Annotated in this window: 19 protein-coding genes and 1 pseudogene; 13 read left to right on the plus strand and 7 right to left on the minus strand. The window is 56.5% G+C overall.

The window, feature by feature from the left end; genetic code table 11:
* Positions 1 to 834 (minus strand): uridine phosphorylase, encoded by an 834-nt coding sequence (gene udp / locus E3E42_RS02105; protein ID WP_167902416.1) that lies wholly within the window; start codon positions 832 to 834, stop codon positions 1 to 3.
* 69 nt (positions 835 to 903) lie between these two features.
* On the opposite strand from udp, the gene E3E42_RS02110 reads away from it, so the two are divergent.
* The 11 genes from E3E42_RS02110 (at position 904) to E3E42_RS11945 (ending at position 12311) form a co-directional block, all read left to right on the plus strand.
* Positions 904 to 1968: a pyridoxal-phosphate dependent enzyme gene (locus E3E42_RS02110; protein ID WP_167902417.1), complete on the plus strand. Its 1065-nt coding sequence runs from the start codon at positions 904 to 906 to the stop codon at positions 1966 to 1968.
* Positions 1969 to 2002: 34 nt separating this feature from the next.
* Positions 2003 to 2884 carry an MEMO1 family protein gene (locus E3E42_RS02115; RefSeq protein ID WP_167902418.1) on the plus strand — a complete coding sequence of 294 codons (882 nt, stop codon included), beginning with the start codon at positions 2003 to 2005 and terminating at the stop codon, positions 2882 to 2884.
* A 50-nt stretch (positions 2885 to 2934) separates the two neighbouring features.
* Complete coding sequence (locus E3E42_RS02120; protein WP_167902419.1) at positions 2935 to 3939, plus strand: mevalonate kinase; 1005 nt, start codon at positions 2935 to 2937, stop codon at positions 3937 to 3939.
* A complete protein-coding gene (locus tag E3E42_RS02125) occupies positions 3936 to 4727 on the plus strand; it encodes an isopentenyl phosphate kinase (RefSeq protein WP_167902420.1) in 792 nt (263 codons plus the stop codon). The genes E3E42_RS02120 and E3E42_RS02125 overlap by 4 nt, the downstream gene beginning before the upstream one ends.
* Before the next feature lie 57 nt (positions 4728 to 4784).
* Complete coding sequence (locus E3E42_RS02130) at positions 4785 to 5522, plus strand: hypothetical protein (RefSeq protein ID WP_167902548.1); 738 nt, start codon at positions 4785 to 4787, stop codon at positions 5520 to 5522.
* A gap of 174 nt (positions 5523 to 5696) precedes the next feature.
* A complete protein-coding gene (gene fni, locus E3E42_RS02135) occupies positions 5697 to 6815 on the plus strand; it encodes a type 2 isopentenyl-diphosphate Delta-isomerase (RefSeq protein WP_167902549.1) in 1119 nt (372 codons plus the stop codon).
* A gap of 461 nt (positions 6816 to 7276) precedes the next feature.
* On the plus strand, positions 7277 to 8611 hold the full coding sequence (locus E3E42_RS02140) for an RNase J family beta-CASP ribonuclease (protein ID WP_167902421.1): 1335 nt from the start codon (positions 7277 to 7279) through the stop codon (positions 8609 to 8611).
* Positions 8612 to 8678: 67 nt separating this feature from the next.
* Positions 8679 to 9710, plus strand: coding sequence for a polyprenyl synthetase family protein (locus E3E42_RS02145; RefSeq protein ID WP_167902422.1), 1032 nt, complete (start codon positions 8679 to 8681; stop codon positions 9708 to 9710).
* Positions 9710 to 10321, plus strand: coding sequence for a DUF3267 domain-containing protein (locus tag E3E42_RS02150; RefSeq protein WP_167902423.1), 612 nt, complete (start codon positions 9710 to 9712; stop codon positions 10319 to 10321). Before E3E42_RS02145 ends, E3E42_RS02150 begins: the two co-directional genes overlap by 1 nt.
* A gap of 47 nt (positions 10322 to 10368) precedes the next feature.
* Positions 10369 to 11931: an MFS transporter gene (locus E3E42_RS02155; RefSeq protein WP_167902550.1), complete on the plus strand. Its 1563-nt coding sequence runs from the start codon at positions 10369 to 10371 to the stop codon at positions 11929 to 11931.
* 236 nt (positions 11932 to 12167) lie between these two features.
* Positions 12168 to 12311: a hypothetical protein gene (locus E3E42_RS11945; protein ID WP_240913594.1), complete on the plus strand. Its 144-nt coding sequence runs from the start codon at positions 12168 to 12170 to the stop codon at positions 12309 to 12311.
* On the opposite strand, the pseudogene E3E42_RS11950 reads toward E3E42_RS11945, so the two are convergent.
* Together E3E42_RS11950 and E3E42_RS11955 are read right to left on the minus strand one after the other, a co-directional pair.
* Positions 12282 to 12569: pseudogene (locus E3E42_RS11950) on the minus strand (class I SAM-dependent methyltransferase); the annotation flags it as partial. The gene E3E42_RS11945 and the pseudogene E3E42_RS11950 overlap by 30 nt on opposite strands.
* A 10-nt stretch (positions 12570 to 12579) precedes the next feature.
* On the minus strand, positions 12580 to 12735 hold the full coding sequence (locus tag E3E42_RS11955) for a hypothetical protein (RefSeq protein ID WP_240913595.1): 156 nt from the start codon (positions 12733 to 12735) through the stop codon (positions 12580 to 12582).
* A gap of 326 nt (positions 12736 to 13061) precedes the next feature.
* On the opposite strand from E3E42_RS11955, the gene E3E42_RS02165 reads away from it, so the two are divergent.
* Entirely contained in the window at positions 13062 to 14243 is a 1182-nt protein-coding gene (locus E3E42_RS02165; RefSeq protein ID WP_167902551.1) for a hypothetical protein, read from the plus strand.
* Positions 14244 to 14340: 97 nt separating this feature from the next.
* On the opposite strand, the gene leuS is transcribed toward E3E42_RS02165, so the two are convergent.
* Both leuS and E3E42_RS02175 read right to left on the minus strand, forming a co-directional pair.
* A complete protein-coding gene (gene leuS / locus E3E42_RS02170; protein WP_167902424.1) occupies positions 14341 to 17241 on the minus strand; it encodes a leucine--tRNA ligase in 2901 nt (966 codons plus the stop codon).
* Between the two features lie 250 nt (positions 17242 to 17491).
* Entirely contained in the window at positions 17492 to 18562 is a 1071-nt protein-coding gene (locus tag E3E42_RS02175) for a Xaa-Pro peptidase family protein (protein ID WP_167902425.1), read from the minus strand.
* 127 nt (positions 18563 to 18689) lie between these two features.
* Between E3E42_RS02175 and E3E42_RS02180 the strand changes: the two genes are divergently transcribed.
* Positions 18690 to 19274: a 50S ribosomal protein L15e gene (locus E3E42_RS02180; protein ID WP_167902426.1), complete on the plus strand. Its 585-nt coding sequence runs from the start codon at positions 18690 to 18692 to the stop codon at positions 19272 to 19274.
* Positions 19275 to 19280: 6 nt separating this feature from the next.
* Here the strand turns inward: E3E42_RS02180 and E3E42_RS02185 are convergent, their stop codons facing one another.
* Complete coding sequence (locus E3E42_RS02185; RefSeq protein WP_167902427.1) at positions 19281 to 19652, minus strand: type II toxin-antitoxin system VapC family toxin; 372 nt, start codon at positions 19650 to 19652, stop codon at positions 19281 to 19283.
* 1 nt (position 19653) lies between these two features.
* Positions 19654 to 19884 (minus strand): AbrB/MazE/SpoVT family DNA-binding domain-containing protein, encoded by a 231-nt coding sequence (locus E3E42_RS02190; protein ID WP_167902428.1) that lies wholly within the window; start codon positions 19882 to 19884, stop codon positions 19654 to 19656.
* Positions 19885 to 19978 lie beyond the last annotated feature (94 nt).

Genomic DNA, 19978 nt, shown 5'->3' on the forward strand with positions numbered 1-19978 from the left:
TCAACCCCTCAGCCCCGGGAACCAGACTTTCTTTCCTGCCCTCTCTTTCTCCTCGTCCCACTCCGCGAGTATCTTCACGGCCTCGCTGGCAACGAGGGCGGCCTCCTTCTCCCCGGCCTTTCCGAACTCGTTGGTTACTCTGTTGGCGAAGACGGAGCAGACGCAGCCGGCCCTCAGCCCGTAGATGCTGGAAAGTGTGTAGAGCGTCGCGGCCTCCATCTCGAAGTTGGTGACGTTGGCCTGCCTCAGGTCGTCCATTATGTTCTTCGCAAAGCTCGGGAAGTATCCCTTGAGTCCCGGCCTTCCCTGGCCGAGGTAGAAGCTGTCGGTCGAGGCGGTGATACCGATGTGGTAGCGCACGCCCAAAGTCTCCGCGGCCTCGATAAGGGCGAGGGTAACTTCGAGGTCCGCAGCGGCAGGATACTCAATGCGGACGTACTGCTTCGATGTCCCCTCAAGCCTCACGGCGGCCTTCGCTATAATCAGGTCTCCGATTTCCATTCCCGGCTGGATTGCACCGGTGGAGCCAACGCGGATGAATGTGTCCGCGCCTATCGCGGCCAGCTCCTCTACCGCTATCGCCGTCGAGGGGCCGCCTATTCCCGTCGAGGTCACGCTTATCGGCACGCCTTTGTACTTTCCGGTGTGCGTTCTGTATTCCCTGTGGAATGCTATCTCCCTCGCCTCGTCCCAGAGGGAGCTTATCTTTGGCACCCTCTCGGGGTCTCCCGGCAGGAGGACGTACCTCGAAACGTCCCCCGGCTTGCAGGCTATGTGATACTGATAACCCTCTTCCGTCTGGGGCCTCTCGGCTGAAACGAACTTCTCAACCATGGCAACCACCTTTTTATTCTCTGTGCGTTATGTATTGCCGCCGGAACCTAAAAACCCTTGGGTGGTACCATGCTCGTCTGTTCACACTGCGGAAAGGTGTACCCCGAGACGTTTCGCCTGACCTGTGACTGCGGCGGCACTCTGCTTGTGGAGAGGGACCACGTCGATTTCTTTGGTAGCCTCAGGCCCCATATTGATATGCGGCGCTACCTCAATTTCCTTCCGGTGGACGGGGATTACCTCCCTCCAGCAACGCCGGCGATAACCCCTGTGAGCGCCCTTCGGATCGGCCAAGTCAGTGGGTTCCTCAAGCTCGAATACCTCCAGCCAACCGGTTCCTTTAAGGACAGGGGCACCTACGTGACGGTGGCGAAGCTGAGGGAGGAGGGCATCACCGAGGTCGTCCTCGACAGCTCCGGAAACGCCGCCCTGAGCTTTGCCCTCTACGGCCTCGCTTCCGGGATCAGGGTTCATGGGTTCGTTTCCTACGATACAAGCCCCGGAAAGCTCTCACTCCTCCAGCGCCTTGGAGCGGTGATGCACTTCGTCGACGGTGACAGGATGGCCGTTCACAGGAGGGCAGTGGAGTTCGCGGAGCGGAGCGGTCTGACCTACGTCTCCCACTGGCTCAATCCATACTTCATCGAGGGTACGAAGACGGTCGCCTTCGAGACCTACGAGCAACTCGGCGTTCCCGACTACGTCCTATCGCCGGTGGGCAGCGGGACGCTCTTCCTTGGCCTTTGGAAGGGGTTTAATGAACTTAAGGACATGGATGAAATTGATAGGCTCCCAAGACTTGTGGCCGTTCAGGCTTCGGGCTACGAGAGCCTCTGCGAGCGCTCATCAATGAAGAACGACACTGCGGAGGGTATAACGATTCCTGAACCTCCCCGGCTTCATGAGATGAAGAGGGCACTTAAGGAAACCAGCGGCCTGTGCGTAAGTGTGGATGAGCTTGAAACAATAGGCGCGCTCAACTGGCTCAAAAGACATGGCTTCCTCGTCGAGCCGACCTCCGCGGTGGTTCTCGCGGCGCTCTGGAAGCTAATGGAATCGGGGAAGATTGAGGGCGGGTCAAGAGTGCTCCTCCCGCTTACAGGCTCCGGGCTAAAGACGGTTGAAGGTATTTAAGGATTGAATCCCAAAAATTGCTGGAGGTGAGAGAATGGCGGAGGTAAGGTATCCGGCTGTCGCAGGAAGCTTCTATCCCGCTGATGACGGCCTTATCAAGATGCTGGAGGAGTTCTTCAGCAACCTTGGCGGGGAGGGAAGCGAGAGACGGATCACGGCCGGAGTTGCACCGCATGCGGGTTATGTCTTTTCGGGCTACACGGCTTCGAGAACCTACAGGGCGATATTCGAGGACGGTCTTCCTGAAACGTTCGTAATCCTCGGCCCGAATCACACCGGCCTGGGCTCTCCGATAGCCGTCTACCCGGCCGGAAAATGGCGCACACCGCTCGGTGACGTCGAGGTTGATTCCGAGATGGCCAGAGCTATAGCGAAGCTCTCTGGCATAGCCGACCTCGATGAGCTGGCCCACAAATACGAGCACTCGATAGAGGTTCAGCTCCCGTTCATCCAGTACCTCAGCGAGCTCGCAGGGAAGGAAGTTAGAATAGTTCCGATAGCCCTCGGCATTCAGGACGAGGAGGTTTCCGAAGACCTCGGAAAGGCTGTCTTTGAGGCCTCCAGGGAGCTCGGCAGGGACGTTGTTGTGGTAGCGAGCACCGACTTCATGCACTACGGCCCAATGTACGGCTACGTGCCCTTCAGGGCGAGGGCCGACGAGCTTCCACATAGGATTAAGGAGTGGGACTTCCGCGTAATAAGGAGAATCCTCGACTTCGACGTTAAGGGCATGTTCAGGGAACTGAGGGAGATGAGCCACACCATGTGCGGGCCTGGAGGAGTCGGAACTGCCATCGTTTACTCCCGCCTTGCCGGAGCGCTTGAGACAGAACTGTTGCACTACACGACGAGCTTCGAGGTCAGCAGGAGCACCGATGCCATCGTCGGCTACGCGAGCATCGTGATGAGGAGGTGAGACCAAAAGCCACATAAACTTTCACTCCTCTTACATGGGGAGGGTCGAAAATGAGGGTTTTAGCTTCCGCTCCCGCCAAGATCATCCTCTTTGGAGAACACAGCGTCGTTTACGGTAAACCAGCGATAGCCGCAGCTATAGACCTCAGAACCTATGTGTGGGCAGGGTTCAACGATAGGGGTGCGATAAAGATAGAGGCCAAGGACATACGCGTTCCAGGCCTTACCGTCTCCTTCTCCGAGGACGAGATTTACTTCGAGAGCGACTACGGAAAGGCCGCTGAAGTCCTCAGCTACGTCCGCCAGGCCATAGAGCTGGTGAGGGAGGAGGCAGATGCGAACGGTAAGGGTGTAACCGTCTCGATAACCTCTCAGATTCCCGTCGGTGCAGGCCTCGGCTCGTCCGCTGCGGTGGCCGTCGCGACCATCGGTGCGGTCTCAAAACTTCTCGGCCTTGAGCTGACCAACGAGGAGATAGGAAAGCTCGGCCATAAGGTCGAACTCCTCGTCCAGGGGGCATCGAGCGGTATAGACCCAACGGTTTCGGCCATAGGCGGCTTCATCCACTACGAGAAGGGGGACTTCGAGCACCTGCCCTTCATGGAGCTGCCCATAGTCGTCGGCTACACGGGTTCGAGCGGTTCAACAAAGGAGCTCGTGGCTATGGTGAGGAGAACCTACGAGGAGATGCCAGAGGTTATAGAACCGGTGCTCGTTGCGATGGGCAAGATAGTCGAGAAGGCCCGCGACGTTATAACCTCTGACCTCGACGAGGAGCTCCGCTTCAGCCGGCTCGGAAGGCTCATGAACCTCAATCACGGCCTCCTCGATGCCCTCGGAGTTTCAACGAAAAAGCTCAGCGAGCTGGTCTACGCCGCGAGGGTTGCCGGGGCAATAGGAGCAAAGATAACCGGTGCAGGTGGCGGCGGCTGCATGTACGCCCTGGCCCCGGAGAACCAGAGCGAAGTTGCAACTGCCATAACGATAGCCGGCGGAACGCCGATGATAACGAGGATAAGCCGCGAGGGACTCAGGATAGAGGAGGTCCTGCCATGATAATCGTCAAAGTCGGCGGCAGCGTCTTCAGCAATAAGAAGGGTGAGCCCGAGAATTTTGACCATGAAACCGTCAGGAACATAGCGAAGGAGATAGCCAAGTTTTATCCCCGTGAGAACTTCATCGTCGTTCACGGAGGCGGGAGCTTCGGCCACCCTGAGGCGAAAAAATACGGTATACGTGACGGCCTCCCTGAGGACTGGGGGACCGCCAACTTCCGGAGGATAGGCTTCACCGAGACCCATCAGGCCATGCTCCGGGCAAACGCGAAGTTTATCCGGGAGTTCGTCGGAGAGAACCTGCCGGCCTTCTCAGTCTCCACGTCTTCAGTCTTCATAACCGAGAACGGCGAGGTCGCCTACGGAGACCTTGAGGTCGTGGAAAGGCTGCTGGAGCTTGGGTTCATCCCCGTTCTCTTCGGGGACGTCTCGATAGACCTCGCGAAGGGCATCGACATACTCTCCGGCGACCAGATCATTACCTACCTCGCCAAGATGCTTGAGCCGGACAAGGTTATCTTCCTCATGGACGTTGACGGAATCTACGACGGCAAGCCTGGCGAGGGAGGACTGATTCAGAGTCTCGGCAGAGGGGAGATAGATTCCCTCCTCGAAAGGCTCCACTGCACCGCCGCCGGAACCGACGTCACCGGGGGAATCTGCAACAAGCTGGAGGAAGCGAAGAAGATAGCGGAGCACTCAGAGGTCTGGTTTGTCAACGGGAAGGTTCCGGGAAGGCTGAGCGGGGCGATAAGGGGCGACGGCTTCGGCACGAGAATTAAAGGGTAACGCCTGCAAAGCGTAAACTTTTTATTTTCGTCCGGGTATTCACCACGGGGATTCGTGATGGGTAGAAAGGCTCTCGCCGTTGTACTTATCCTTGTGATCTTCGGATGGACGTTCCTCGGCATTGAAACGGCCGCCAGAATGGGCGCTCTGAACGACTTCATGGCCGGTCCGGAGGGCCTCTGGGTCACTGGCTCCGTTGTGGAGACGTCGAACGGGTCTGTACTCGTCATCGAGTGGCATCTCCAGAGAAAGCCCCTGGAGCGGCTCCTGAACGGTCGTGATTCGATGTTCCTGTTCTATCCTTTCGGCGTTTCCCTGCCTCACGGGATTTATAACTTCCTGTATGGCGTTCCCCGGGTGAATCTCACGGTTTACCCCTCGGGGAGGCTGGTAACTGGGAGTGAGATGGGATATGATATCTGGTATTACGATACCCCGGGCTTTGCCACGCCCCGCGTTGAGATGGTGAGGGCTTCATACCTCGTCCCCTCAAACGTGACCGGTGGCAGAATTGAGCTTCCTCTGCGGGCGATGAACTATTCCCGCTGTTCGGTTATCCCCGTTGTCCTGGTTTACTTCCATGAGACGGGTGGGCGTGAAGTCGAACCCGGTCACATCAGCACCCGCCTGACCATCCGCCCGGGGCCAGAATATCCCATTTTCGGCAACGGCACCATCGAGACGCTCTTCAACTTTAACGTCTCCAAATGGGTCGAGTTCACCTACTGGGAGAAACGCGGCGGCTGGGTCGAGGTTAGAGTCTTCAACGCGACACTCCCGTGTGAAGGTGGTTGATTGCCTTAACCCCCGCTTCCTTTATTCTGATGTGACGCGCCCTGAACACTGCCAGCATTCCGTCGGGTGGTGCTGTCAAAGTCTTGTTGCGGCTATTGCCGGGGCGGTTGAGAAATTCGGCTGTGCTCCAAAAACCTCTTAACCTTCTGCTCCGTTCTCTCTCCGGTGGTTGGAATGGAGGCTTTTGATAGGGAGGAACTCACTGTCATCAGGAAGTTTGAGCACATAGAGCACTGCCTCAAGAGGAACGTCCAGGCCCACGTTTCCAACGGTTTTGAGGATGTTCACTTCGTCCATATGAGCCTGCCCGAGATAGACAAGGACGAGGTTGATTTGAGCGTCGAGTTTCTCGGGCGGAAGTTCGATTACCCGATTTTCATAGCCGGAATGACCGGCGGAACGAGGGGCTCTCAGCTCGCGGGTAAGATAAACAAGACTTTAGCGAAGGCGGCCCAGGAGCTGAACATACCGATGGGCGTCGGAAGCCAGAGGGCGATGATAAGGAAGCCTGAAACCTGGGAGAGCTACTACGTCCGCGACGTAGCTCCAGACGTTTTCCTCGTCGGCAACCTCGGGGCACCGCAGTTCGCCGAGACGATGCCCGACAGATACGGGGTTGATGAGGCCCTGAAAGCGGTCGAGACCATTCAGGCCGATGCTCTGGCGATACACCTCAACCCGCTCCAGGAGAGCGTCCAGCCGGAGGGCGATACGCAGTACAGGGGCGTTTTGAATGCCCTGGCGGAACTCAAGGCTGAGTTCCCCTACCCGATTATAGCGAAGGAAACCGGTGCCGGCGTTTCGATGGAGGTTGCGATAAGGCTCGAGGGCATCGGTATAGACGGCATCGACGTCGGCGGCCTCGGTGGGACGAGCTGGAGCGGTGTTGAGTACTACAGAGCAAAGGACGAGATGGGCAGAAACCTTGCCCTTCGGTTCTGGGACTGGGGTATAAAGACTGCAATAAGCGTCGCCGAGGTTCGCTACGCCACTGACCTGCCGATTATAGCCACCGGCGGAATGCGCGACGGGATAACGATGGCGAAGGCTCTGGCGATGGGTGCTACGTTCGCCGGCGTTGCACTGCCCCTCCTCAAGCCGGCGGTGAAAGGCGATGTCGATGGAGTAATCAAAGTCCTCCAGCGCTATATCGAGGAGATTCGCAATGCGATGTTCCTCGTCGGGGCGAGGAACGTCGAGGAACTTAGGAAAGTTCCGCTCGTAATCACCGGCTTCACGAGGGAGTGGCTTGAGCAGAGGATTGACCTGAAGGACTATCTGCGGGCCAGGTAACGCATCTTTTAAGTTATCTTTTTAAACTCCATGTTGTATCTATCTTGGGGGCAATTATGGGGAGAGAATCAAGGGTCCGACTCATTGCAGACTTCATAGAGGGCTTTGCGCTCACATGTAACCCCTTTACGATGGCCCTTTCCGTTGCGGTATCCTTTATTGAAGCGATTATTATGAAGTTTAAAATCACCCCTCGGAGGAACGCTTTCTATCTCCTGGGTGCGTTGGTGGGGACCCTTTACTCCTACTATGCTGATGGAACCTGGTTCATGGAGTGGAGCGGAATCTGGTGGATGCCATTTGGTCTCATCTTAGCATCGCTGGTTGGGATACTTGTCGTGTGATACTTGGGAAGAGGAAGCCAGACTTGAAATGCACACCTTTTTAAACCCCTGCCCACAACTAAGACCAACGCAGCCCCACGCCTCAGGAGAGGCCTGGGGGCGTAAGGAGGAATAGACATGATAAAAATCTACACCATTAGCGGTTACGAGGAAGTCGGCAAGAACATGACCGCCGTCGGCTACTCCAACGGCGGCCGGGAAGAGGTCGTTATAATCGATATGGGGATAAGGCTCGACCGCGTTCTCATCCACGAGGACGTCAACATCCAGCAGTTTCCGGCCAAGGAGCTTCAGAAGCTCGGTGCCATTCCCGACGATTCCATTCTCAGGAACAAGAAGGTCGTCGCCATAACCTTCACCCACGGTCACCTCGACCACATCGGGGCCATCGGCAAGCTCGCGCCCCACTATCCCGACGTGCCCATATACGGAACGCCGTACACAATAAAGCTCGCCAAGAGTGAGGTCAAGAGCGAGCAGTATTTCGAGGTCAAGAACCCGATGTACGAGACCCAGTTCGGTGAGATAGTCCAGGTGAGCGAGAACCTGGCGATAGAGTTCGTGCAGATAACCCATTCGATACCCCAGGCGGCTATGGTCGTCGTCCACACGCCCGAGGGCGCGGTCGTCCACACCGGCGACTTCAAGTTCGACAACAACAATCCCCTCGGCGAGAAGCCCGACTACAAACGTCTCAAGGAGCTCGGTAGGGAGGGCGTCAAGGTTCTCATTCCGGAATCCACGCGCGTCTCCGAGCCGACCAAAACCCCGAGCGAGGCCGTTGCCCAGATGCTTCTGGAGGACTTCTTCCTCTACGAGGGCATGGAGGCGGACGGGCTGATAGCGACCACCTTCGCCAGCCACATCCCCAGGCTCCAGGAGCTCATATGGATAGCCAACAAGATGGGCAGGCAGGCGGTCTTCGTGGGCCGCTCCCTGGCCAAATACACCGGCATCGCCAAGCAGCTCGGGCTGATAAGAATGAAGGGCGCCCGCGCTGTCAGGAGCCCCAACGCCATAAGGAAGGTTCTCGCGGAGGTCTCGGGCGCGAGGGAGAATTACCTTCTCGTGGTCACCGGTCATCAGGGCGAGCCAGGGGCGGTCCTCACGAGGATGGCCAACGGCGAGCTCTACGACATCGGCAAGCGCGACACCGTTGTCTTCTCAGCCGGAACGATACCGAACCCGCTCAACAAGGCCCAGCGCTACGTCCTTGAGACCAAGCTCAAGATGAAAAACGTCAGGATGATAAAGGACCTCCACGTTTCGGGCCACGCCAGCAGGGAAGATCACAGGTACCTCATCAGGATGCTGAACCCGGAGAACATCGTCCCCGCCCACGGTGAGTTCAGGATGCTCACACACTACGCCGAACTGGCCGAGGAGGAGGGATACCTCATAGGCCGGGACGTTTTCGTGTCGCGGAACGGCTACCTGGTCGAGATAAGGTAGGGTAAAACTGATAAAGAGTTGCCCTATTTTTCCTTTAGGTTGCTTTCATCACTCACGGGGTGATATAATGGGGAAGTACGATGAGCTGTTCGCAAGGGTTAAGACCATGGCAAAGGACGTTGATGAGGTCATCTTTGAGCTTATCCCCGGGAAGGAGCCGAGGGCCCTCTACGACGCATCCAGACACTATCCGCTCGCCGGGGGAAAGCGCGTTAGGCCCTTCGTGGTTCTCCGTGCGGCCGAGGCCGTCGGGGGAGACCCGGAGAAGGCGCTCTATCCCGCGGCGGCGGTCGAGTTCATCCACAACTACTCCCTCGTCCACGACGACATAATGGACATGGACGAGCTGAGGCGCGGAAGGCCCACCGTTCACAAGCTCTGGGGCGTGAACATGGCCATTCTGGCAGGGGACCTCCTCTTCAGCAAGGCCTTCGAGGCCATCGCTAGGGCGGAGGTGAGCCCCGAGAAGAAGGCCCGCATTCTTGACGTTCTCGTCAGGACCTCCAACATGCTCTGCGAGGGACAGGCCCTCGACATCGAGTTCGAGACCAGGGAGGAAGTTACGGTCGATGAGTACCTCAAGATGATAAGCGGCAAGACAGGGGCGCTCTTTGAGGGCTCGGCCGAGATAGGCGCGATAGTCGGGACCGACAACGAGGAGTACATAAAGGCCCTTGCCAAGTGGGGAATGAACGTCGGGGTAGCCTTCCAGATATGGGACGACGTGCTCGACTTGATAGCCGATGAAGAAAAGCTTGGAAAACCCGTCGGAAGCGACATAAGGAAGGGCAAGAAGACGCTCATAGTCAGCCACTTCTTCAGCAAAGCCAGCGAAGAGGACAAGGCCGAGTTCCTGAAGGTCTTCGGAAAGTACGCCGGCGACGCCAAGGGCGACGCCCTCATACACGATGAGAAAGTAAAGGAGGAAGTCGCTAAGGCCATTGAACTCCTCAGGAAGTACGGGAGCATAGACTACGCGGCGGAATACGCCAAGAACCTTGTCAGGGAGGCCAACGAAGGCCTGAAGATACTCCCCGAGAGCGAAGCCAGGAAGGATTTGGAGCTGCTCGCCGAGTTCCTCGTCGAGAGGGAGTTCTGATGGGGGAGCTGAGGCTCTCGGATTATTCCTCCGACGTCGTTATTCTCTCTTTTCTGCTACTCGTCGTTTCGGCCCTGGCGGTGCCGTGGCTGGAGGTCTCGATAGGTTCCCCCGGTGATTTCCTTTACCTCCTTGTTCTACCTTGGGTGGTTCTCGTTCCGCTCCACGAAGGGCTGCATGCCCTTGTTGCCAGAGTTTTTGGTGCCAAGGTTCGGTTCGGAATTACCACCTTTGGAAGGCTCATCGTTGCCCCTTTCATAGCCATTGAAACTCCCCTTCGCGCGAGGGAATACGCCGTTGTCTCGCTTGCCCCGCTCCTCCTATCGGCCACCTTCCTGTCCTTGGCCTGGCTCCTCCGTTCTAACTTCTGGGCTCTCGCCTATGTCTTCAACACGGCTGGCATGGCGGGTGATTTCCTCATGGTCCTTTCGCTCCTCAGAATGCACCCCGATGCGAAAGTCTTCGACGATGGGACGACCCTCCGCTCCGATGCAGATGTCTCCCTCTCGTATCCGAGGTGGCTTTCAACTGCCCTGAGGGTCGCGATTCTTTTGCTCTTTCTCATGGTAATAATCATGGGCCGCGTTGAAGTCGTCGTTGAGAATGGTTAGGCAAGTTTTATAACATCACTCCCCCTAATTATCCTCTGGTGGACAGAATGAGTCATTCGAAGTGGAGAGTTCTCTACATAATGAGTGCCGCACTCTTCATCATGTTCATCGATACGACGATGATGAACGTCTCCATAAGCGCCCTCGTCGCCGACCTCAACACGACCGTGACGGGTGTCCAGAGCGCGATAACCCTCTACGCCCTTGTAATGGCGGCGTTCATGATAACAGGCGCGAAGCTGGCCGACATCTGGGGCACGAAGAGGGTCTTCTTCCGCGGGCTGGTCATCTACACGGTTGGAACGCTCATGGCGGCCCTCGCTCCAAACCTCGCCGTTCTTCTCCTGGGGTGGTCAATCCTGGAGGGCATCGGCGCCTCGATGATGATGCCCGCGACGGTCACCTATATAACGAAGGAGTACACCGGCAAGGACAGGGCCTTCGCCTTCGGCGTCTGGGGCGGCGTCGGCGGTGCCGCCGCGGCATTCGGTCCGATTATTGGTGGTTTCTTCACGACCTACATTACCTGGCGTCTCGGCTTCTTCATGGAGGCCTTCATCGCCGCGGCGATATTCGCCTACATGAAGATACTATCCGACTACAGGCCGGAGAAGGAGATGAAGCTCGACGTGGTCGGGGCGGTTCTGGTTGGTGTCGGCCTCTTCCTGCTCACCCTCTCAGTGCTCATAATGGACCCGCTCTCCAACCCGCCGGTTCTGCTCCTCATGGTGGCGGGTCTCGCTGTCCTCGTCGCCTTCTGGAAGTACGAGAAGCGCAGGAAGGAGCGGGGACTGGACGTTCTCATAGACGTGGACATCTTCAAGTCGAAGGTCTTCACAGCGGCCAACTTGGTGAGCATCTTCTTCCAGATAACCCTCGCGGGCATAATGTTCACGATTCCAGTGTTCGTCCAGCAGTACCTCCACTACAACGCCATCCAGACGGGTTTCGTCATAGTTCCGCTCTCGATAATGATGTTCATATTCTCCATGAGCGGCCAGAGGTTCGCGGGGTATCTCACGCCGAAGCAGATAATCCAGCTCGGCATAGCCCTCACCTTCGTCGGCCTCTACCTCGTCCTGCGCGTCCTCAAGCCCGGAGTTGAAGGGAGCGACTTCGCCCTCGGCCTGGCCCTCTACGGAACGGGCTTCGGGCTGATATTCTCCCAGATAACCAACCTGGCAATGATGGGGGCGAAGCCGGAGCAGCAGGCAGATGCTTCGGGGATATTCAACGCCCAGAAGCAGTTCGGCCTCTCCCTTGGAACGGCCTTCATCGGTGCCGTCCTCGTCCTCGGCATAATTCACAGCATCGCGAGGCAGATCTACGAGTCCGGCATCATCGAGGGGAGCAAGGAGCAGATAAAAGACGCTGTCATACAGTGGATACTCAAGATGCAGCAGGGCGAGCTGAACATCCCGCCCGAGTACCACGACATCGTGGTGAAGATGGTGAACACATCATTCATCGACACGATGAAGGTGGCGGTAATCTTTATGATTGGCATCCTCGTCATCAGCGCCCTGCTCTCCTTCCTCCTGCCGAAGGGGGAGAAGGCGGAGGTGACGGCAACGCCCGAGAATACTGAAGACGGGGAAAACGCGGAATGACTATTTCGCAAGCAGCCAGCCAATCGGTGGATGCTCCGCCCCTTCCCTCCACTTCTCATAGGCCCTATCCCACCGCTCCAGAAGTTTGGCACGCTTTTCTCCTCTTTTATCCGCTCCACGTACTCCCTTGGGATGTAGGCTAGATAGTGCGGCAGGCCCGGCTCAAAGGCTCCGCTTTCGATTATCCTCCCACCGGCCTTTTCCACCAGTTCCTTCAGCCTTTCCAGCCGGAGGTAATGCAGGTCATCCTTCTCGCCAAAGAGCGCCTCAAAGATACCCTCACGGGGGTTGTAGAGCTCAAGGTGTGCCTGACGCTCGTTGTTGGTTATGGGAAGACTCTCCGCTATGAAGACCTTCTCCGCGACCCGGAGCATCTCTGAGAAGACCCTAACCATCGTTTTCTCATTTTTCAGGCTTCTAACTCCATGAACGAGAACGGCTAAATCGAAGGCCTTAAATGGAAACGGCAGCTCCCTCGCATCGGCCTTGAGCGGGATTATCCTGCGCTTTAAGCCAGCCGCAGAGGTTATCTCCTCGAAGAAGCGCCATCTGCTCAGGTCCACGGCAACAACGCGGCCGGTTTCGCCGAGGGGGTAGGCGAGCGGGACAGTCGTTAATGCGTGCGCACCACAGCCGATTTCAAGACGTTCATTCCTTCCTCAGCGGTGCGTGCTGGAGGACGCGGAAGCGTTCAAGCATCTCCGTGCGGACCCAGTCGGGAGGTAGCGGCGGCTCGCTTCGGAGTGGAATTCTGGAGAGAACATCCTTCTTAAACGTTTCCTCGTCAGCGGGCATGGAAAACACCGAAAATGGCTAAAAGCCTTCCCTTTAAGGAGTTTTCTGAGAAAAGGTTTTACAGGGTGGGGTTGAATTAATGGTGGCCGGGAATTTTCGTGGTTCTTAACGGGAGTAAGGGATAAGACACTCTGCCGGGCTTTGCTGCCCGTTGCATCGTCATGCAACTCTTTTACTCGGGCTTCTTTCGACCAATTCTAAAAGCAAAATCAAACTCTGAATAAATTTGTACTTTGAAAAGAATAGAAGAATTTTTTACTAAAAGTAAAAGGAAGAATTTATAAGGATAAGTTGCTTTAGAAGATACTGCAAACAACTTAAAGGAAGTGAACTGGATGAAGTGGACGCCTTTGCTGGCGATCCTTCTCGGACTGCTGATGATTGGTGGTATGGTTTTTGCAGGCGCATTGCAGAACAACAGAGGTGGAATTTTTGAACCACCGTCTAAAGGGCAACCCCCAATTTCACCAACCCCTGGAAAAGAAGTTATCATAAAAACGTTTGTTGGGAAATCCAGTATGCACGTGGCAGAGCAGTTCCTTCAGAAGTACTGGGACAAATTAACTCTCAGAATAAATCTGGAGGAGTTTGGGGATTGTACTTTTATAGGAATAGCACTCAGACCCCTGCCGGGTGGTATGTACGCCCCGCTCTACTACTTTGCCAACGAGAGTTCCGGGTATGCCAGCCTGCGGATTCTGAACGAATCGTTTACTTCCGAGGCCACCAAGTTTGTAGACCTTCCACTCGGGGTAAAAGGGGCACTTGGAGATGAACCCCGCAGAGAATGGGACTCAATAGGTCGTATCAGCACGATAACCACTTCTCAGGATATCACAACATGGAGGGGAGACAAAGTCACTGTGTACAACAAACTGGGAGTGGACTTTTGGGTAACTGAGGCGAAAATGGGGTACTACTACTATGTGTACCTGAGCCATGAGGCAAAAGTGCCCAGTGAGAAAGATTTCCCAAAAGATTTCAGGGTAGCGGTAAAAGAAGTCAGGGAACGGGCCACTATTCTGAACCCCTCACGCGAACAGGCATATTTTGGAATTGGAAGCTTTAAACCCGAAGGCAGTGGCTCTTCATCCGAACCTACGGTTACGTGGGGCCTGAATGTTGGTATTGATACTACTGGGCTTCCAAACGCTGGAGCGGGATTCAGTGAAACCTATACTAAAGGACTTACGTTCAAATGGTACACCGACGATATTGATGCTAATAGAGATATCGAGTTTGAGTTTTATGGTCTGAATAAGAAAGAATGGCTGGGAAGCTCTCCAGCGTGGGGCCAGATATTTATAACACATCCAGTAGTTGTTCCCTTTGTGAAAAAAGGAACACCCTTCCACATGGTTGAGATGAAACTACGGGCTGAGGCAGACTTCATCTATGAAGAAACTAGGCCATACTGCGGTCTGGGATGTGGAACCTATACCGTCAAAAAAAGCACGAGTGCGCCGCCCATAGAGTTTACCGTCGAACTGTACCCCTGGTTCGTAAACAGGAAGTGATGGAGTTTTGATTTATATCTGTTTTTCTTTCTTGTTGGAGCTTCTAGTGTTGGGAGAATACAGGGATCCCCCCACAATTTGAGAAAAAAGTAAAAAATTACTCAACAAACACCGCCGGCTTCAGCGGCATCGCGGCCTTCTTCTTTCCTCCCTTGTCCTCCTCAGGGTTGATGATTATCTCGATGCCGAGCTCCTTCTCCATGAAGTCCTTGGCTTCCCTCAGGGCCTTCTCCTCGTCTATGCGCTTGACTTCGAAGGCCCTCTCCTTTATCAGCTTCTGGATGAGCTTGCCTATCTCCTTGCCGTGCTTCCTCATCTCCGGGTCTTTCATCAGCTCGGCCATGGCGCTCTTAAAGTCCCTCTTCTCCGCGACCACCTCGACGACCTTCCACTTCCACTCCGGGGCGGTGTAGACGTAGGCCCTCTTGGCGTCCTCTATCTTTGCCACGCGGATTATCTCCTTGATGTCCTCGATGAGGGCCTTGACGAACTCCTCCTCGGCCTCGATGGTTTCGTTCCACCACTCTGGAACCGGCTCCGGCCACTTCGCCAGGCTGACGAAGCCCTCTCCGCCCAGTTTCTCCCAGAGCTCCTCGCTGATGTGCGGGGTGAACGGGGCCATGAGCCTTACCCAGACCTCGGCGAGCTTCCTCAGGACGAAGCGCTTGGCCTTGTCGTCCCTGCCCTCGGTTCTCCTCATGTACCAGCGCAGGTCGTTGAGGACGCTGTAAAACGCCCACTGCACGGCCGTTCTCGTCCTGAACTCCTCGAGCGCCTGAGTAGCACCTTCTATGGCCCTGTTCAGCCTGTGCAGCATCCACTTATCGATATCCTTAAGGTCGGTCTCCTCAGCCTCATAGGTGGCGAACTCGTTTATCAGCTCGTAGAAGCGCTCGACCTGCCTGCGGAGCTTCCCAACCTCCTTCCTGCGCCAGTCGAAGTCGCTGTCGTGCTCGGCCAGGCCCATTATGTAGAGCCTGACGACGTCCGCACCGTTCTCCTCGATGGCGTCGATGAAGTTCAGCACGTTGCCCTTGCTCTTGCTCATCTTCGTTCCTTCGAGCGTTCCGAAGCCGTTCACCGCTATGCCCCTCGGCCAGTGCTCCTTCCTGAAAATCGCCGTGTGGTTGAAGATGAAGAACGTCAGGTGGTTCGGTATCAGATCCTTCGCCGAGCAGCGCCAGTCGAGCGGATACCAGTACTCGAACTCCTCCTTCATCTCGTGGATCGTCTCCGCCGGGATTCCGGTCTTCTCGGCCAGCTCCCTCTCCTTCTCCTCGCTGAACTCCTCCAGGAACAGGTAGTCGAAGAACTCCCTTGTGAGCTTCTCGGGGTCGAGCCTGCCCTCTTCCCTCAGCCTGTTCATCTGCCTGCTTATCGTGTAGTACGCCATGTAGATGGTCGAGTCGCTCAGGCTCTCGATGACCCAGTCGGGATCCCACGGGAGCGGCGTTCCCAGTCCAACCTTCCTCGCGCAGGCCTTCTTGTCGAGCCAGTCAACTATGGCCTCGAACTGAGTGCGCCTGCTCTCGGGGTAGATGGTCATGTTCGCGAGGGCCTCACGGGCCTTCTCCTTCCACTCGGGATTGCCGTAGTCTATGAACCACTGGTCGTGGATTATCTTGATGACCGCCTGGTTGCCGAAGCGCGAGACGACCGGCTTCTCGGCGAACTCGTACATTATCTCCGCGGTTCCCTTCTCCTGGAGCTCCTTGGCTATGAGGTCTTTGGCCTCCTGGACGGGCTTTCCTGCGTAGGGCTCGATCTTGAAGACTCCCTTGTGGTACTCGGCCTTGTAGATGTTCTTGGTGGCCTCTTCGAGCTTCTCAACGTCCTTCTGGCTCCTCACGCCGAGCCTCTCAGCCTCCTCAACCGCCGGGAAGTCGCCGTAGCCCTCGAGCTTTATAAGCGAGATGTAGCTTATCTCCTCAACCACGCGCGGGTCTATGTCGTATTTGAGCAGAATCTCGGTCTCCTTCTTCAAATCCTCCAGGGCCACGTGGTCGAAGGGCGCATGAGCCGGGACGCTCATAACGACGCCGGTTGCGTTGTCCGGGTCAACGAACTCTGCAGGCAGGATGATGACCTCGTCGCCGGTGACCGGGTTCTTCACGTACTTTCCGATCAGCCTCTCGCCCTTGAACTCCTCCGATACTTCAATCTCCCTGTCCTGGAAGGAGAGCTTGTAGGCTGCCTCCTTGCTAATTATCCACGTCTCCACCTTCTCGCCGCGCTTGACCTTTGCTTTGACGTAGGTGGCGTTGGGGTTCAGCCACATGTTGGTAACGCCGTAAACGGTCTCGGGCCTCAGCGTCGCAGCGGGCATGTAGATTTCCTCGCCGTCCTCCTCCAGGATGAACTTGATGATGACGTAGTCCAGTATCTGGACGTCTTCGCCCTCCATTATGTCGTGGTCCCCGAGGGCAGTTCCAACGACCGGATCCCATCTGACCCTGTGCGCTCCCTTAACGACCAGCCCCTCCTCCTTGAGCGTCCAGAACTGCCACTCTATGAACTTGCTGAACGGCGGGAAGAGGCTCGTCGTGTGGAACTCGCGGGTCCAGTCAACTGAGAAGCCGGCGCGTATGAAGGTCTCCTTTGCGGCCTTCATGAAGTAATTGACTATCTCCTTCGGGTCCTCGAACTTCCAGAGTATCTCCTCGGGGACTTTATAGACGTCGCGGTAGATGTGTATGGTCTTGGGATCGCGGTGCTTTATCCTCTCGGCGATTCCGACTATCGGGGCTCCTGTGATGTGCCACGCCATCGGGAAGAGGACGTTGTAGCCCTGCATGCGCTTGAAGCGCGCTATGACGTCGGGAATAGTGTAGGTTCTCGCGTGGCCGACGTGGAGGTGCCCCGAGAGGTACGGGAAGGCGACCGTGATGTAGAACTTCTTCTCCTTGGGCTTTTCATTCGCTTTCGGCTCGAAGGCCTTTTCCTCCAGCCAGCGCTTCTGCCACTTCTCCTCAATGGCTTTGAAGTTAAGCTCAGCCATGGTCATACCTCCTCAGAATTTTTTCAAAAGAGCGTGAGCGATACTCCAGAATAGGGGGGTTATCCGGGAAATCAGGCACGGTTGCGATTCGAGCGATGGAGAAGACACTCCCCCCTCATTGGCATCGGAGCGAGTAGGATTCCTGATATTTAAATCTTTTGGAATTCTCGGATGATGATTTGCCAACCGCGGCATGGATGTATCCACGGAAAGGAAAAATAAATGTGCTCGGGGCTCGCGTGGCATGTCTTCAGAGCCGGATAAGCTCCCTCTCCGCCCTCGTCAGCCTTTTTCCTCTTCCATCGTGAACGACGACGTCGTCCTCTATGCGAACACCACCCAGGCCCGGAACGTAGATTCCCGGCTCTATCGTGAAGGTCATACCGTTCTCCAGGGCCACGTTTCCGTCCGGGCCAATGTATGGCTCTTCGTGGACATCCAGCCCGAGTCCGTGCCCGGTTCTGTGGGTGAAGTACTCGCCGTAGCCGGCTTTCGCTATCGTCTCCCTCGCGGCTCCGTCCACCTCCCTTGCAAGAACACCCTCACGGACGGCCCGGTATGCCCTCTCCTGTGCCTCTTTGACGACTTCGTAAATCTCCACCAGCCTCTCGTCCGGCCGTCCAAGGGCGATGGTTCTCGTGATGTCCGAGCAGTAGCCCTTCCACTTCGCCCCGTAGTCGAGTATCACCAGGTCGCCCTTCCTGAGCCTCCTGTCCCCGGGCGCGTGGTGGGGGTTGGCGGCGTTCTCACCACTGGCCACTATCGGCTCGAAGGAAATCCCATCGCTGAGCTCCCTTATTGCCAACTCTATCTTCAAAGCCAGCTCCCGCTCGCGCATACCGAGCAGGTCCCAGCTCAGAATCTCATCGAAGGCCCTGTCCGCTGCCCTGGCGGCGTGTCCCATCATCTCTATCTCGTGCTTGTCCTTTCTCATGCGGAGCTCCCTCATGAGCGAGCTCAGGGGGTGGAACTCGAAGCTGCCGAGGTGGATGACTTTCATGAGCCAGTCGGCACGCATCGTGTCCTCTATGAGAAGTCTCCCGCCCGACAGGTGGAACTCCGCCAGGATCCAGGCGAGCTTGTCGTAGGGGTTCTCCCCGTCGCGCCAGAACGTAACCGGGAAGTTCCTGACGACGTTTTCGTAGAGGCTGGGGGCCAGGAGCCGGTAGTCGCCGCCGGCGCTCACAACCAGAACGGTGAGCCTCTCGCCGGCCTCGTGGATGTGGAGGCCCGTGAGGTAGTAGAGATTGGTCCCGGGACTGATCAGGGCACCGTCGAAGTTCCTTTCCTTCATGAGGGAAACCAGGTTGCTGAGCCGCATTTCATCACCGCTACCCATTATTCCGCAACCCTTAAAAACTCAACCTCGAACCCCGACCGACTGGGCGGGGCAAACCCGCGGGATGTTCCCGTAAGGGAGAACCACAAACAGGGAAGAGGTGAACGAGATGAGCATGTACAAGTACATTAGGGAAGCCTGGAAGAGCCCCAAGAAGAGCTACGTCGGGGATCTTCTCAAGGTCAGGATGATCAAGTGGAGGAGGGAGCCGGTCGTCGTCCGCGCCGAGAGGCCGACCAGGCTCGACCGCGCTCGCTCGCTCGGCTACCAGGCCAAGCAGGGCTACGTTATCGTTCGCGTCCGCGTCAGGAAGGGCGGAAGGAAGAGGCCCAGGTGGAAGGGCGGAAGGAAGCCGAGCAAGATGGGTCAGGTTAAGTACAGCCCGAAGAAGAGCCTCCAGTGGATCGCCGAGGAGAAGGCCGCCAGAAAGTTCCCGAACCTCGAGGTTCTCAACAGCTACTGGGTCGGCGAGGATGGAATGTACAGGTGGTTCGAGGTCATCATGGTCGACCCGCACCACCCGGTCATCAAGGCTGACCCCAAGATCAACTGGATAGCCGGCAAGGCCCACAAGGGTCGCGTCTTCCGCGGACTCACCAGCGCAGGCAGGAAGAGCCGCGGCCTGAGGAACAAGGGCAAGGGCGCTGAGAAGGTCAGGCCCAGCATAAGGGCCAACAAGGGCAAGGGCAAGTGATTTCCTCTAATCTTCTTCCGGTTTCTCAAGCTTTATCCTTTTGATTCCCAACTTGTCAAAGGCCTTGTCAGAGCTGATTATCGTCCCGCCGCACTTTGCCGCGTGGAGGGCATCGAAGGGATTTAGTCCGTGCTCCTTCATATAGTAGGCCGCCCTGAGGTAGGCCTCATCTTCGATGTCCGTCATCGCCATGACTGCGGCCATGAGCTTTACCGGGTCGAGGCTGAACCTCTTCGAGAGTATCAGGAGTTCCATTAATGTCGCCTCGGAGGTCGTTATCTGACCCCGGTACCTCTCGTAGATTTTCCTGGCGTTTTCCTTGAGCCAGTCGCTGGGTTTCAGCAGGGCAAGGAAAAGATCCGTGTCTGCGTAGACCATCTCACCCACCCGCGAGCCTCTCCGCCTCCTTTAGGATTTCCCTCCTCAGCTCTTCGATCGGAACGTCGGGGAGGTCCTTCCCGAGCTCTTCGAGTTCCTTTACCGGATCATCGGGCTTTGGGACTATGAGTATGCCATCATCGACCCTGACCAGGTAAACCTCCCTCGGTAGGTTTTCCCTGAGCTCCTTGGGGAGGTACAACCTTCCCCTTGAATCCACCCTTGCCAGCATTTTCCCACCATTAGCTGATTAGTGGGATTTTATTTAAGTTTTCCCCACCAACGCGCGCGGCAGTTACCTTTTAAAGCGCGGCATCGAATCAACC

This window comes from Thermococcus sp. JdF3 (assembly GCF_012027495.1).
Taxonomy (GTDB): domain Archaea; phylum Methanobacteriota_B; class Thermococci; order Thermococcales; family Thermococcaceae; genus Thermococcus.

Excerpts from the sequence above, each read along its gene's own strand:
- udp (WP_167902416.1), bottom strand. The coding sequence starts at position 834 with ATGGTTGAGAAGTTCGTTTCAGCCGAGAGGCCCCAGACGGAAGAGGGT.
- E3E42_RS02110 (WP_167902417.1), top strand. The coding sequence starts at position 904 with ATGCTCGTCTGTTCACACTGCGGAAAGGTGTACCCCGAGACGTTTCGC.
- E3E42_RS02115 (WP_167902418.1), top strand. The coding sequence starts at position 2,003 with ATGGCGGAGGTAAGGTATCCGGCTGTCGCAGGAAGCTTCTATCCCGCT.
- E3E42_RS02120 (WP_167902419.1), top strand. The coding sequence starts at position 2,935 with ATGAGGGTTTTAGCTTCCGCTCCCGCCAAGATCATCCTCTTTGGAGAA.
- E3E42_RS02125 (WP_167902420.1), top strand. The coding sequence starts at position 3,936 with ATGATAATCGTCAAAGTCGGCGGCAGCGTCTTCAGCAATAAGAAGGGT.
- E3E42_RS02130 (WP_167902548.1), top strand. The coding sequence starts at position 4,785 with ATGGGTAGAAAGGCTCTCGCCGTTGTACTTATCCTTGTGATCTTCGGA.
- fni (WP_167902549.1), top strand. The coding sequence starts at position 5,697 with ATGGAGGCTTTTGATAGGGAGGAACTCACTGTCATCAGGAAGTTTGAG.
- E3E42_RS02140 (WP_167902421.1), top strand. The coding sequence starts at position 7,277 with ATGATAAAAATCTACACCATTAGCGGTTACGAGGAAGTCGGCAAGAAC.
- E3E42_RS02145 (WP_167902422.1), top strand. The coding sequence starts at position 8,679 with ATGGGGAAGTACGATGAGCTGTTCGCAAGGGTTAAGACCATGGCAAAG.
- E3E42_RS02150 (WP_167902423.1), top strand. The coding sequence starts at position 9,710 with ATGGGGGAGCTGAGGCTCTCGGATTATTCCTCCGACGTCGTTATTCTC.
- E3E42_RS02155 (WP_167902550.1), top strand. The coding sequence starts at position 10,369 with ATGAGTCATTCGAAGTGGAGAGTTCTCTACATAATGAGTGCCGCACTC.
- E3E42_RS11945 (WP_240913594.1), top strand. The coding sequence starts at position 12,168 with ATGCAGGTCATCCTTCTCGCCAAAGAGCGCCTCAAAGATACCCTCACG.
- E3E42_RS02165 (WP_167902551.1), top strand. The coding sequence starts at position 13,062 with ATGAAGTGGACGCCTTTGCTGGCGATCCTTCTCGGACTGCTGATGATT.
- leuS (WP_167902424.1), bottom strand. The coding sequence starts at position 17,241 with ATGGCTGAGCTTAACTTCAAAGCCATTGAGGAGAAGTGGCAGAAGCGC.
- E3E42_RS02175 (WP_167902425.1), bottom strand. The coding sequence starts at position 18,562 with ATGCGGCTCAGCAACCTGGTTTCCCTCATGAAGGAAAGGAACTTCGAC.
- E3E42_RS02180 (WP_167902426.1), top strand. The coding sequence starts at position 18,690 with ATGAGCATGTACAAGTACATTAGGGAAGCCTGGAAGAGCCCCAAGAAG.
- E3E42_RS02185 (WP_167902427.1), bottom strand. The coding sequence starts at position 19,652 with ATGGTCTACGCAGACACGGATCTTTTCCTTGCCCTGCTGAAACCCAGC.
- E3E42_RS02190 (WP_167902428.1), bottom strand. The coding sequence starts at position 19,884 with ATGCTGGCAAGGGTGGATTCAAGGGGAAGGTTGTACCTCCCCAAGGAG.